14 protein-coding genes are annotated in these 13,193 nt (G+C 72.7%); all 14 read right to left on the reverse strand.

What is annotated here, in order from left to right:
* Positions 1-71: 71 nt before the first annotated feature.
* The 14 genes from hypE to ACIHCM_RS09570 all read right to left on the reverse strand — a co-directional run bounded on the left by hypE (position 72) and on the right by ACIHCM_RS09570 (position 13,188).
* Complete coding sequence (hypE, locus tag ACIHCM_RS09505; protein ID WP_399892198.1) at positions 72-1,112, reverse strand: hydrogenase expression/formation protein HypE; 1,041 nt, start codon at positions 1,110-1,112, stop codon at positions 72-74.
* A 19-nt stretch (positions 1,113-1,131) separates the two neighbouring features.
* Positions 1,132-2,283: a hydrogenase formation protein HypD gene (gene hypD / locus ACIHCM_RS09510; protein ID WP_399891691.1), complete on the reverse strand. Its 1,152-nt coding sequence runs from the start codon at positions 2,281-2,283 to the stop codon at positions 1,132-1,134.
* The gene (locus ACIHCM_RS09515; protein WP_393107627.1) at positions 2,280-2,579 is read right to left on the reverse strand and encodes a HypC/HybG/HupF family hydrogenase formation chaperone; all 300 of its coding nucleotides are present in this window, start codon (positions 2,577-2,579) and stop codon (positions 2,280-2,282) included. Before ACIHCM_RS09515 ends, hypD begins: the two co-directional genes overlap by 4 nt.
* 62 nt (positions 2,580-2,641) lie before the next feature.
* Positions 2,642-5,014 carry a carbamoyltransferase HypF gene (gene hypF / locus ACIHCM_RS09520; RefSeq protein WP_399891695.1) on the reverse strand — a complete coding sequence of 791 codons (2,373 nt, stop codon included), beginning with the start codon at positions 5,012-5,014 and terminating at the stop codon, positions 2,642-2,644.
* Positions 5,011-5,706, reverse strand: a complete 696-nt coding sequence (gene hypB, locus ACIHCM_RS09525; protein WP_399891698.1) for a hydrogenase nickel incorporation protein HypB — start codon at positions 5,704-5,706, stop codon at positions 5,011-5,013. The genes hypF and hypB overlap by 4 nt, the downstream gene beginning before the upstream one ends.
* A gap of 2 nt (positions 5,707-5,708) precedes the next feature.
* The gene (locus ACIHCM_RS09530) at positions 5,709-6,104 is read right to left on the reverse strand and encodes a hydrogenase maturation nickel metallochaperone HypA (RefSeq protein WP_399891701.1); all 396 of its coding nucleotides are present in this window, start codon (positions 6,102-6,104) and stop codon (positions 5,709-5,711) included.
* 143 nt (positions 6,105-6,247) lie between these two features.
* Complete coding sequence (locus tag ACIHCM_RS09535; RefSeq protein WP_399891704.1) at positions 6,248-6,364, reverse strand: DUF6893 family small protein; 117 nt, start codon at positions 6,362-6,364, stop codon at positions 6,248-6,250.
* Between the two features lie 46 nt (positions 6,365-6,410).
* Entirely contained in the window at positions 6,411-6,947 is a 537-nt protein-coding gene (locus tag ACIHCM_RS09540; RefSeq protein ID WP_399891707.1) for a hydrogenase maturation protease, read from the reverse strand.
* Positions 6,944-8,401, reverse strand: coding sequence for a hypothetical protein (locus tag ACIHCM_RS09545; protein ID WP_399891710.1), 1,458 nt, complete (start codon positions 8,399-8,401; stop codon positions 6,944-6,946). Before ACIHCM_RS09545 ends, ACIHCM_RS09540 begins: the two co-directional genes overlap by 4 nt.
* Positions 8,398-9,036, reverse strand: coding sequence for a DUF6084 family protein (locus ACIHCM_RS09550; protein ID WP_399891713.1), 639 nt, complete (start codon positions 9,034-9,036; stop codon positions 8,398-8,400). Before ACIHCM_RS09550 ends, ACIHCM_RS09545 begins: the two co-directional genes overlap by 4 nt.
* Complete coding sequence (locus ACIHCM_RS09555; RefSeq protein WP_399891717.1) at positions 9,033-9,698, reverse strand: DUF5947 family protein; 666 nt, start codon at positions 9,696-9,698, stop codon at positions 9,033-9,035. The genes ACIHCM_RS09550 and ACIHCM_RS09555 overlap by 4 nt, the downstream gene beginning before the upstream one ends.
* Entirely contained in the window at positions 9,695-10,258 is a 564-nt protein-coding gene (locus ACIHCM_RS09560) for a hypothetical protein (protein WP_399891720.1), read from the reverse strand. The genes ACIHCM_RS09555 and ACIHCM_RS09560 overlap by 4 nt, the downstream gene beginning before the upstream one ends.
* The gene (locus tag ACIHCM_RS09565; RefSeq protein WP_399891723.1) at positions 10,255-12,036 is read right to left on the reverse strand and encodes a nickel-dependent hydrogenase large subunit; all 1,782 of its coding nucleotides are present in this window, start codon (positions 12,034-12,036) and stop codon (positions 10,255-10,257) included. Before ACIHCM_RS09565 ends, ACIHCM_RS09560 begins: the two co-directional genes overlap by 4 nt.
* A 63-nt stretch (positions 12,037-12,099) precedes the next feature.
* The gene (locus tag ACIHCM_RS09570) at positions 12,100-13,188 is read right to left on the reverse strand and encodes a hydrogenase expression protein HypE (RefSeq protein WP_399891726.1); all 1,089 of its coding nucleotides are present in this window, start codon (positions 13,186-13,188) and stop codon (positions 12,100-12,102) included.
* Positions 13,189-13,193 lie beyond the last annotated feature (5 nt).

Consider the following 13,193-nt stretch of genomic DNA (forward strand, 5'->3'; position numbering starts at 1 on the left):
CGCCGGCCCCGGCGGCAGGTGACGACGGTGTGCCTCGGCGCCTCCGAAGCACACCGCGCTCTCCGGCCGCCTCAGCAGATCCGCGGCAGCTGCTCGCCCAGTGGCAGGTCCACCACGCGCGTTCCACCCAGCCCCGTCCGGGCCACGACCATGCCCGGGTGGTCCGCGACCACCTCGCCGACGATCGCCGCCTCGGCCCCCCGTTCGTGCGCCCGCATCGCGGCGAGGACCGCGTCGGCGTGCTCCCGGGGTACGAAGGCGACGAGCTTGCCCTCGTTGGCCACGTACATCGGGTCGAGCCCCAGCATGGCGCAGGCGCCGGCCACGGGAGGCGGCACCGGTACGGCCCGCTCCTGGACGACGACCCCGCACCCGGACGCCGAGGCGATCTCGTTGAGGGAGGCGGCCAGCCCGCCGCGGGTCGGGTCGCGCAGCACATGCAGGTCGGGCGTGACGGCGAGCATCGCCTCGACGAGCCCGCCGAGCGGAGCGCAGTCGCTCTCGATCCCGACCTCGAACCGCAGGTTCTCCCGCTCGCTCATGATGGCCACGCCATGCAGGCCGACGGCTCCGCTGACGATGACGACGTCGCCGGGGACGACCCGCTCGGGCCGCAGGTCGACCCCGGCCGGGATCAGGCCGATGCCGGAGGTGTTGATGTAGACACCGTCACCGTGCCCGGCCTCGACGACCTTGGTGTCACCGGTCACGACCCGCACCCCGGCCGCGGACGCGGCGGCTCCGAGCGCTCCGGCCACCCTGGCGACCGTGGCGATCTCGACGCCCTCCTCCAGGATGAGCCCGCACGACAGGAACGCCGGGCGGGCCCCGCTCATGGCGAGGTCGTTGACCGTGCCGTTGACGGCCAGGTCACCGATGCTGCCGCCGGGGAAGAACAGCGGCCGCACGACGAAGGAGTCGGTGGAGAAGGCGAGCCGCGCACCGCCGAGCTCGACGGTCGCGGAGTCGGTCAGCGGGGCCGGCTCCGGCCCGCCCAGCGCGGGCACCACGACCTGCTCGATGAGCTCGGCCGACAGGGCGCCGCCACCGCCGTGGCCCATCACCACCCGGGGCCCGTCCCGCAGGGGCGCCGGGCAGGTCCAGGAGAGCATGTCCGGCGCTGCGGTGATGTCAGACAAGGGAGGTGCCCTCCTGGCTCGTGGCCGGCACGGTCACCGGCGCCGCCCGCTCCGGCAGCTCCAGCCGCCGGTACAGGTAGTACGCCGCGCAGGCGCCCTCGCTGGAGACCATCGTCGCCCCCAGCGGTGTGCGGGGGGTGCACGTCGTGCCGAAGGCCTCGCACTCGTGCGGCTTCAGCAGCCCCTGCAGCACCTCGCCGCTGCGGCACTCGGCCGGCTCCAGCGTCCTGATGTCCCCGACCTGGAAGCGGTGTTCGGCGTCGTAGTCCCGGTAGCGGCCGGACAGCCGCCAGCCGCTGTCGGGGATGACCCCGATGCCGCGCCAGGCCCGGTCGGTGACCTCGAAGACGTCGTCCAGCATCGCCCGCGCCGCCGGGTTGCCCTCCGGCCGGACCGCGCGCGGGTAGGCGTTCTCGACGGTGTGCTCGCCGCGTTCCAGTTGCCGCACGGTCCGCCGGACGCCCTCCAGGATGTCCAGCGGCTCGAAGCCGGTCACCACGATCGGCACCCGGAACCGCTCCGCCAGCGCCGGATACTCCTCGACGCCCATCACACTGCACACATGACCGGCCGCGAGGAAGCCCTGCACCCGGCAGTCCGGGGACTGCATGACGGCCTCGATGGCCGGGGGGACCCGGACGTGGCTGACGAGCAGGCTGAAGTTGCGGATGCCGTGCTTGTGGGCCTGATGGACCGTCATCGCGTTGGGCGGAGCCGTCGTCTCGAAGCCGATGCCGAAGAAGACCACCTGCCGGTCGGGGTTCTCCCCGGCGATCCGCAGCGCGTCGAGCGGCGAGTACACCACCCGGACGTCGCCGCCCTCACCGCGCACCTGGAACAGGTCACGTCCGGTGCCCGGCACGCGCAGCATGTCACCGAAGGAACAGAAGATCACCTCGGGCCGCGAGGCGATCGCCAGCGCCTTGTCGATCACCTCCAGCGGCGTGACGCACACCGGACAGCCCGGCCCGTGGATCAACTCCACCTCGTCGGGCAGCAGCTGGTCGATTCCGTGCCGGATGATGGTGTGCGTCTGCCCGCCGCACACCTCCATCAGCGCCCACGGCCGGGTCACCGTGGCCCTGATGTCGTCGAGCAGCCGCGCCGCCAGCTCCGGGTCCTGGAACTCGTCGATGTACTTCACTGCCGCACCTCCCCGGCGTCGGGCAGTGCGGCCTGACCGGCCTGCTCCCAGGGGTCGCCGAACTCCTCCTGGAGCATGCCGAGGTTCTCGAACAGCTCCAGCGTCCGGCGGGCCGACTCCTCGTCCAGCCGTTGCAGGGCGAACCCCACATGGACGATGGCGTACTCACCGACCTGAAGGTCGGGCAGGTACTCCAGGCACACCTCCTTGACCACCCCGCCGAAGTCGACGGTGGCCATGCGGGTGCCGTCCCGTTCCTCGATGCCCAGCACTCGGCCGGGTACCGCCAGGCACATACGTGTCTCCTTCGCGTCCTTGTCGAGCGTGAGTCCTTGCCGGGCGGCGGGCCCCGCGCCCGTCATCCGGATCCGGGCCGGTCCGCCGCGCGGGCGGCCACGACGAGCTGGCCGAGGGCCAGTCCGCCGTCGTTCGGCGGGATCCCGCGGTGCCGCAGGACGGTGAACCCGTCCGCGCGCAGCCCACGGGCGCAGGCCGAGGACAGCAGCGTGTTGGCGAACACCCCGCCGCTCAGGGCCACGGTCGTGAGCCCCGTCGCCGTTCGCGCCACGGCACACACCGCCCGCACCAGCCGGGCGACGGCGAGATGGAAGCGCATCGCGACCACGGCCACGGGAACGCCCGCCCTCACGTCGTCGGCGACGGCCGCCAGCAGCGGCCCCGGATCGGCGGTGACCGGCTCCTGGCCCGCCAGCCGGAAGGCGTACCGGGGATCGTCGTGCTCGCCGCCGGCGGACACGGCGGCGCCCTCCAGCTCGATCGCGGCCTGCGCCTCGTAGCCGGCGTACTGGCAGACCCCCGCCAGGGACGACACGGCGTCGAAGAGCCGCCCCATGCTGGATGTCGGCACACAGTTCAGTCCCCGCCGCAACTGCGTCCGCAACAGCGGGAGTTCGGCATCCGGGCAGGCGGCGACGCACGGCAGGTCGGGGCCGGGCGCGAGGCCCGCCGCGTGCAGATGCGCCAGCGCCATGCGGTACGGCCGCCGCACCGCCGCGTCCCCACCGGGCAGCGGCACGTACGCCAGGTGGGCGAAGCGCCGGAAGCCGTCGTAGCCCGCGAGCAGGAACTCACCGCCCCACACGGCCCCGTCGTCCCCGTGGCCGGTGCCGTCGAAGGCGACCCCGATCACCCGGCTGCCCGCCGGGAGACCGTGCTCGGCCATCACGGCGGCGACATGGGCGTGATGGTGCTGGACCCGGGCCACGGGGCGTCCGCCCGCATGCCGCCGCGCCCACGCGCCCGAGCGGTATCCCGGGTGCGTGTCGGTCACGAGCAGGGCCGGCCGTACCCCCGTGACGGACTCCAGCTGGCGCTCCGCGCGGTCGAACGCCCGCTGTGTGGCGAGGTCGTCCATGTCCCCGATGTGCGCGGACAGCCAGGCCCTGCCGCCCTCGCCGAGGCAGAAGACGTTCTTCAGGTCGCCGCCGGCCGCGAGCGCGGGGGACACCGGCACGGGCAGGGGGACCGGCAGGGGAGCGTAGCCGCGTGAGCGGCGCAGCATCAGGGGCTCGCCGTCGCACACCCGCACGACGGAGTCGTCGCACGGCACGTGGATGGGCCGGTCGTGGGTGAGCCAGGCGTCGGCCAGGATCGCGAGCCGTTCGAGGGCTTCGGCGTCGTCGGTGACGATGGGCTCGCCGGAGAGGTTGCCGCTCGTCATCACCAGCAGCCGGGGCGCGTCCTCGCCGCCGAACAGCAGGTGGTGCACCGGCGTGTACGGCAGCATGACGCCGAGGTCCGGACTGCCGGGCGCCACGGCCTCGGCGGGCACCGGCGCACCGGGAACGGTCCGGACGGCGGCGCGCCGGCGCAGCAGGACGATGGGCCGCTCCCGGCCGGTGAGCAACTCCCGTTCGGCGGGCGAGACATGCACGAGGTGCTCGACGTCGCGGACGTCGGCGGCCATCAGCGCGAACGGCTTGTCCCCGCGCGCCTTGCGGCGCCGCAGCTCGGCGACCGCCACCGGATCGGTCGCGTCGCACGCGAGGTGGTAGCCGCCGACGCCCTTGACGGCGACCACGGCACCCGCGGCGAGCAGCGCGCGGGCCGCCTCGATCGGATCGCCGCCCTGCGCCTCGCCCCGGGCCCCTGTCAGCCTCAGGCGCGGGCCGCAGGAGGGGCAGGCGACGGGCTGGGCGTGGAAACGGCGGTCGGCCGGGTCGTCGTACTCGCGGGCGCACTCGGGGCACAGCGGAAAGCCCGCCATCGTGGTGTGTTCACGGTCGTACGGCAGACCGGTCACGATGGTGAAGCGCGGCCCGCAGTGCGTGCACGTGATGAAGGGGTGGCGGTATCGCCGGTCGGCCGGGTCGGTGAGCTCGGTGAGGCAGTCGGCGCACGTGGCGGTGTCGGGGGCCACCAGCGTGCGGACGGAGCCGGCCGTGCGCGAGGGGACGATGGTGAAGCCGCCGGCCCCGGTGGGCGGCAGGTCGGTGGCCTCCACCGCCTCCACCACCGCGAGCGGCGGGGCACCGGGCGCGATCCGGGCGCAGAACCGTGCGACGTCCTCCGGCGCGCCCTCGACCTCCACGAGCACGCCGTCACCGGTGTTGGTGACATGGCCGGCGAGCCGCAACTCCGTGGCGAGCGCGTAGAGATACGGCCGGAAACCCACGCCCTGCACCACACCCCGTACGACGACCCGGGCCCGCCGCACGGCGGGGGCGGTACGGACGTCGGGGGCCGGGCCGGCCTCCGGCGCCGTGCTCACGCCTCTGCCCGGGCCATCACCGGCGCGTGGACCGAGCGTCCCTCGGCCGCCGCCAGCGCCCGGTCGACCAGGACACCGGCGCCCTCGCCGCTGCGCACGGAGGTCAGCACGACCTCGACTCCCGGGTTGACCCGCTCGACGTGCGTCCGGAAGGCGGCCTCGTCGAACTCGGCCGGCCCGGCCAGGTCGGACTTCGTCACGAGCACCAGCTGCGCCAGCCCGAACGCGGTCGGGTACTTCAGCGGCTTGTCCTCGCCCTCGGTGACGGACGCCAGGACCACCCGCAGCGACTCGCCGAGGTCGTAGGAGGCGGGGCACACCAGGTTGCCGACGTTCTCCACGAACAGCAGCCGGGTGTCCTCGGGCAGCCACTCGTGCAGATGCCCGGCCAGCATGTCCGCCTCCAGATGGCAAAGCCCGTCGGTGAGCACCTGCTTGACCGGCACGCCCGAACGCGCCAGCCGAACGGCGTCGTTCTCGGTGGCGAGGTCCGCGGTGAGGGCGGCGGTCGCGATGCCGCGCTCCCGGGCGAGCAGCAGCTCCCGCTCCAGCAGCGCGGTCTTGCCACTGCCAGGGCTGGACAGGAGGTTGACCACCGTCGTGCCCTGGGCCGTCAGTTCGGTACGCAGGACGCGGGCCGCCGTGCTGTTCTTGGCGAGCACCGCCTGCCGCAGGTCGGATACACGGCACATGGTCAGCTCTCCTCGGGATGGGTGGCGGGGGTCGGTGCGGGTGGGTCGGCCGGGTTCGCCCAGTGCACCTCGGTGATCTGTAGTTCACGGCCCGCCAGCAGCTCGCTGGCCGCGCTGCCACAGGCGGCGCAGACCATGTCCGGCGGCATCCCGGTGGCCCAAGCCCGCCCGCACGGCGCGCAGGAGGCCCGGCCGGGCACGGGCCGGGTGGTGAGTGCGGCGCCCTCCAGGACGGTCCCGGCGCAGGCCAGTTCGAAGCAGAAGACGAGGGAGTCGGGCACCACACCGGCCAGTTCGCCGATGTCGAGATGGACGGCGCGTACCCCGGCCATGCCGCGTGACTGCGCCGCTCGCTCGACCTGGTCCACGACCGACAGGGCGACGGACATTTCGTGCATCGGTCTCCGTCCCGGGCCCGGCTGATGTCCTGGGCGCCCATTACACGGCGGGGTCCCGGCGGCCGGCCGAGCGGCGCGCCGGGGTCACACGGATGCCTGGCCCGTTCGGTGCACCCGGCAGGCGGCGGACGGTCGGGCCGGTGTCACATGCGGCGAATGCGCAGGTAACGCCTGATGTCGGGCATGACATGCGCGGCGAGCGCGGCGAGCGCGGTGGCGGCGGTCGCGGCGGCGGCACCGCTGATGATGCGTTTGTTCATGGTGCTCTCCGTGGGGTGGTGGGTGCCTCGGCGAAACCCTCGGCACCTATACGGCTGCTTCATCGTCTTCCTTCACAGCGGCTCGATCGCGCAGCAGCCCGACGACCAGGCGCACCGCTTCCGGCAGCGCGGCGGCGACGGCCGGGCTGAGCCCGATGCCTTCCTCGACGGTGGCGGGTTCGCATCCCACCACCAGGGTGCGGCGCGGCGGCTGCGCACCGGTGCCCGCACACAGGGTGTCCAGCAGGGCCAGTACGGCGTCGGGCGACATCCGGTGGCCGTCCAGCGGGACGCCTTCCGGCGGCCGGCGGCTGCCCGGTTCCGCCGCGTCGATCACATACAGCGTCCCGGGCTTCCCGCCGCGAGCCGTCGCGTCGAGGAGGACGAGGGTGTCGTACCCGTCGAGCAGCTGGTACGCCAGATGCACCCCGCGGATGCCGATGTCGGCGACCTCGACGCCGGCGGGCAGCTGCCGCGCGGACAGCTGACGTGCCGCCTCGACGCCGAAGCCGTCGTCGCCGAGGAAGATGTTGCCCACCCCGGCGACCAGGGCGCGGGGGCTCGGTGCGGTGGCGGCCTTCACGCGTCCTCCCGGATCTCGGCGACGGCCACCTCGTCGGGCTGGAAGTACAGAAAACGCCCCTGCTCCCGGCGGATGTCCGCGCCCGGGTCGTCGTCCAGGGTGACCGCGATGTGCACACCACCGTCGACGTCGTGCAGCACCGCCTCCACCAGCGCCTGCCTCCCGTCGAGGAACAGGTCCTGCGCGTCGGTGTGCCGCAGCCGGGGCCGCAGCACCACCCGGCAGCCCGCCCGCACCGGCTGCCCGTCGACCAGCACGTGGTCGCGGGCCGGATCGACGGAGCCGTCCGCGCCCGGGTCCCACCAGGGAGTGCCGGGGCGCAGGACGTCGCTCTGCCCGAACGGATCCTCACCGGGCGTGCGCAACGACGGCGCGTCCGCCGCCGCGCGCGTGCCCGGTCCGGTGACCTCCCGCAGGCTGCGCACCGCCCCGTGCAGCCGCTCCAGCACCTCCGGCGGCATCGAGTCGGCCAGGTCGATCACCGCGGCAGCCCGCTCGTCGGTGCCACGGGCCTCGCGCTTCTCCTCGTCGGTGAGGGCGGCGGTGCGCAGGGCGAGGATCTCGTCGATCTCCGTGGCGTCGTACAGGGCACCGGGGCTCTCAGGGGCGATCGCGGGGTGGTCCTCCAGGATGATCGGCGAGGAGAGCACGAGGTCGCCGCGGCCCGGCTCACCGGCCAGCACCGGCCAGGTGTGCAGGTTGCGGCAGGCCGCGACGGCGCCCTTGGCCCACTCCGGCGGGTCGGTCAGCGACAGGAACCGCCCGGCGTCCAGGCAGAGCAGGGTGTGGCAGGCGACCAGCGAGCGGGTCAGGGCCGCGTCACGGTCGGCGTCCCGCGCGGGCAGCCAGCCGCTCGTGTTCTCCACGACCACGCTCAGCCGCTGCGTCCGGTACGGCCCCTCCAGCTCGCTCACCGACAGGCGCAGGGCGCCGCTGATCTCCTCCCGGCGCCGCACCAGCCGGCCGACGGTACGGCCCGCGCCGTCCGTGACGGGCTCGGTCTCCTCGGACGCGGGCATGCCGAACGGCACGACGGTGTCGCCGTCGGCGGTATCCGCCACCGGCACCACGAACCGCACCTGCTCCTCGTGCCCCTCGTCCCAGGGGACCAGCACGCGGTCCTCCAGCGCCAGTTCGGGTACCGGCTCGAAGCCACCGCCCGGGCAGGCCCGCTCCACGGTCCGCCGCTGGGCGTGCAGGAAGCGCACCTCCACGGCGAGCGTCGCGCCCCGCTTCGGCTCCATCAGCAACTCGGTGTGCTGGAAGTCGTGCTCCTCGGTGGCCGCGCCCCAGGCCGGGGGCACCAGCACTCCGAACTGCCAGCGCAGCCGGTTCTTCGCGGCGGAGGCACGGTACGGGTAGAGCACGTACCCCTCGAAGAGCACGGCGTCGGCGACCTGCCGGGCGACGGCCAGGCGGGCCTCGGTCTCGGGGCGGAAGGTCGTCGTGGTCACGTTGTCCTCTCCCCGGCCGCCGACATGAGCGTCTCGACGGTCTCCTGCCACGAGGGCAGCGCACGCCGCGACCGGTACGCCAGCAGGGCGTCCATGGTGTCCCGGGGCAGCCGGATCCAGCCGGAGCCCGGGAAATGCTGCTCGACCATCTCCCGCCAGGTCTTCACCGGCATCCGGCAACCGGCCTCCCTGTCCCAGGGGACGGGCTCGACGCGGAAGCCGCCCTCGCCGGTGAAGGCGGTGCCGGAGAAGAGCATCAGCAGCGGCACCTCCCCGTCCTGCAGGGCGTGGAAGTAGCGGGTGGACGCGATGTCCATGTCGTAGGTGCAGTGCACGGCGACATCGGTCTCGACCTCGCCGGTGAATGCGGGCACCATCACCTGCACCTGCGCGAACTGCATCGGGTTGAGGCTGCTGCCCCACCGGGACCGGTCGCCGAACAGGTCGGTCAGCGCCTCGGCCTCGGCCTCGGCGTAGCCGCGCCGGGCGGGCTCGATCCGGATCTGGCAGCGCAGCGCCATCGCGTGCACCCGGGCCGGCGGGGACGCGGTGACACGCAGCCGGAACACCAGGGTGGGCCCCATGGCGTACGGGTCGGCGCGCACCCCCGTGCACGCGAACGCGAAGTCGGTCACGAGCGGCTCCCTCGCGGCTCGCGGGCCTGTTCCCGCACGTGCGTGAAGAACGCCTCCAGGTCGGCGCGTGCCTCCGCGCCGCCGTCGAAGCCCTGCCAGCGCAGCCGCATCCGGCCGACCAGTTCGTAGCAGATGTCGACCGGGACCAGGTAGCACTCGACCCGGCCCTGCTGCCGGCGCAGCAGCAGCGCCTCGACGTCGGGTGCCAGCAGGCCGGCCAGTTCCGTGGCGGACAGCACGGACTGCCAGGTCTCCGGGTCCAGTTCGCTCTCCGTGGCCCCGGCCGGGCTCGGGTACAGGGCGACGAGCCGGCCGAGCTCCGAGTTGCGGAAGAAGAAGGCGACGCCGACGGGGATGCCGAGCCGTTCCCAGGCCTGCTCGTCGATCCGGTGGCCGGGGTCGCGCAGATACCGGCGGGGTACCGTCCGGAAGCGGCCCTGGGTGTCGGCGGAACGGTCCAGCAACTGCGCGCACGGATCGCAGGCGCAGGCCAGCGCCCGCTTCTCGACGTCCACGAGATGCCGGTGGCGTGCGTCGGCGAGGGGCGCACCGCACAGTTCGCAGCGTTCCTCGCGAGGCGGGCGCGGGGCGGTGAAGCGGCGCAGGCCCCGTGGCCCGGTGCCGTGCCGCAGGAGCCCCGGGCCGGTCTGCGGCGCGCTCACCGTGCGGTGGCCGGCGAGCGGCCGTCCGTCCCGGCGCCCGGCGGCGCGGACCCGATCTGGAGCAGCGCGGGCTCCGGCGCCGGGGTTTCCATCGCCACGGAGGTCACCTCCGGCGCGAAGCATGCCAGCGTGTCCCGCGCCGCCTGTTCCACGCCCGCACCGCCCGAGCCGCAGCCGCAGCCTCCCGAGCCGACGACCCGCAGCCGCAGCACGCCGGTCGCCGGGTCGAAACCGGCGTTCTCGACGGGCTGCGCGAGGCCGTCCAGCGCGCGGGCGATCCGGGTGCGGGCGTCCTCCGGGTGCAGCCCGTGCAGCACCAGCAGGCTCGCCACCAACTCGTCGCCGAGCAGGGCATCGAGAGCGGCGGAGGCGCCCGGGTGGCTCTCGACGAGATCCATGACACGGGCGAGGCCCGCGCCGTAGAACTCCATGAGGACCCGGACGAGTTCCTCGGCCGCCTCGCACGCCGTGGGGTCGCCGGAGGCGGCCAGCCGGTCGAGGACCTCCTCGACGAGCCGGCCGGCCGTCTCCGCGTTCACCGTGCCGTGCGTCCCGCTCATCCGGCCAGACCGCTCAGTCCGGTGGGGACGTGCATCGCCTTCGTCGTGCGGCCGTCGCCGACGTACATGTGCACACCGCACGGCAGGCACGGGTCGAAGCTGCGCACGGCGCGCATGATGTCGATGCCCTTGAAGTTCTCGGGCGGGTTCTCCTCGAAGATCGGGGTGTTCTGCACCGCGTCCTCGTACGGGCCCGGGGTGCCGTAGGTGTCGCGGGTGGAGGCGTTCCACGGGGTCGGCGGGTACGGGTGGTAGTTGGCGATCTTGCCGTCCCGGATGACCATGTGGTGCGAGAGCACACCGCGCACCGCCTCGGTGAAGCCGACGCCGATCGACTCGTCCGGCACGTCGAACTTCTCCCACGTCTGGGTGCGTCCGGCGCGTACCTCGGCGAGACCCATCTCCGCGCTGTGCAGCGCCACCGCGGCGGCGTACGCCTGGAAGTAGGTCCGGGCGCGGTTGCGCTCGATGGCGTTGCTCCACCGCGGGATCTTCCACTCGAAGGTGGTCTCCGGCTTGGTGAGCGTGCGCGGCAGGTTGATGACCACGCTGTGCCCGGTGGCCTTGACGTACCCGATGTCCACCAGCCCGGACAGGGCCGTGGACCACAGGCGGGCGATGGGGCCGCCGCCGGTGTCCAGCGGCAGGTAGTCCTTGCCGTCGAACCAGCGCGGCGACATCACCCAGCTGTACTTGTCGTTGAAGTCCCGCTTCTGCGGGGCCGGGATGGTGTGCTGGTTCCACGGGTGGCGCGGGTCGACCGGGTTGCCGAGCGGGTCGTGCGTGACGAACTGCTCCTGGCCGACCCAGTCCTCGTAGTACGAGCTGCCCAGCAGGATGCGGATGCCGAGGTTGATCTCGGTGAGGTCGTTGGTGACCAGCTTGCCGTCCACGATCACGCCCGGGGTGACGAACATCTTCCGTCCCCAGTCGGTCATGTTGGCGTAGGTGAAGTCGCAGTACTCGGGGTCGTTGAACGCCCCCCAGCAGCCGAGCAGCACCCGGCGGCGGCCGACCTCCTCGTACCCGGGCAGCGCCTCGTAGAAGAAGTCGAACAGGTCGTCGTGGAGCGGTACGACCCGCTTCATGAACTCCACGTACCGCATGAGGCGGGTCATGTAGTCCGTGAAGAGCTGCACGGAGCCGATGGTGCCGACGCCGCCCGGGTACAGCGTGGAGGGGTGTACATGGCGGCCCTCCATCAGGCAGAACATCTCACGCGTGTAGCGGCTGACCGAGAGCGCCTCCCGGTAGAACTCGCCCTCCAGCGGGTTCAGGGCGCGCATGATGTCGGCGATGGTGCGATAGCCGTGGTCGGCGGCGTGCGGGGCCTCGGTGCGCTCGGCGAGTTCGACGACCCCCGGGTTGGTCTCGCGGACCATCTTCTCGCAGTAGTCGACCCCGACCAGGTTCTCCTGGAAGATGTTGTGGTCGAACATGAACTCCGCGGACTCGCCGCAGTTGATGATCCACTCACCGAGGTGCGGCGGCTTCACGCCGTACGCCATGTTCTGCGTGTACACGGAACACGTGGCGTGGTTGTCGCCGCAGATGCCGCAGATGCGGCTGGTGATGAAGTGCGCGTCGCGCGGGTCCTTGCCCCGCATGAAGACGCTGTAGCCGCGGAAGACCGACGAAGTGCTGTAGCACTCGGCGACCCGCTTCTGCTTGAAGTCGATCTTCGCGTGGATGCCGAGGCTGCCCACGATCCGGGTGATCGGGTCCCACGCCATCTCCACCAGGCCGGTGCCGTCACCGGATGTCGTCGAGGTCGCCATTGTGTCTGTGATGCCCTTCGGTCGGTCGGGTCTGCGAGTGGGGGAGCGGCTGGGGGAGCGAGGTCACCAGGGAGGCCGGTAGCCGGTGGTGATCTCCCGTCCCGTGTGCCGCCACTTGGGTTCCTTGTCCACCGTCTTCGCCGTGATGGACCGCAGCCTGCGGATCACCGCGCCGTACGCACCGCTGGCGGTGCTGGAGAACCTGCCGCCGGGCGGCTCGTCCATGAACGGCATGAACTTGTCGGGGAAGCCGGGCATCGTGCAGGCGATGCAGATGCCGCCCACGTTCGGGCAGCCGCCGATGCCGTTCATCCAGCCCCGCTTGGGGACGTTGCACTTGACGACCGGTCCCCAGCAGCCGAGCTTCACCGAGCACTTGGGCGAGTCGTACGACATCGCGAACTGGCCCTGCTCGTAGTAGCCCGCCCGGTCGCAGCCCTCGTGCACGGTCGCCCCGAACAGCCAGGTCGGCCGGAGTTTGTCGTCCAGCGGGATCATCGGCGCCGACCCCGCCGCCTGGTACAGCAGATAGGTCAGCGTCTCGGCGAAGTTGTCCGGCTGGATCGGGCAGCCCGGCACGCACACGATCGGGATGCCCGCCTTCGACTTCCAGTCCCAGCCCAGGTAGTCGGGCACCCCCATCGCGCCGGTCGGGTTGCCGGCCATGGCGTGGATACCGCCGTACGTGGCGCAGGTGCCGATCGCGACGACGGCCAGGGCCCTCGGGGCGAGCCGGTCGATCCACTCGCTGGTGGTGATGGGCTGGCCGGTCTCCGGGTTGTCGCCGAAGCCGCACCAGTAGCCCTCCTGCTTGATCGACTCGTTGGGGATGGACCCCTCGATCACCAGGACGAACGGATCGATCTCGCCGCGCTCGCCCTTGAAGAACCACTCGATGAACGTGTCCGCGCCGCCCACCGGACCGCACTCGAAGTCGATCAGCGGCCAGTGCACCGCGATCTTCGGGAGCCCGGGCAGTGCTCCCAGGGCGATCTCCTCGATGCTCGGCTGCATGGCGGCGGTCAGGGCGACCGAGTCGCCGTCGCAACTCAGCCCGGCGTTGATCCAGAGGATGTGGATCGGTTCCTCGTCCGTGCCGGGTGAGCCGGCCGCGCCCGGCTCCTGAGCCGTGGTCGGCGATGCTGCGTTCATCAACT

It is taken from the genome of Streptomyces sp. NPDC052023 (assembly GCF_044548465.1).
Classification (GTDB): Bacteria; Actinomycetota; Actinomycetes; order Streptomycetales; family Streptomycetaceae; genus Streptomyces.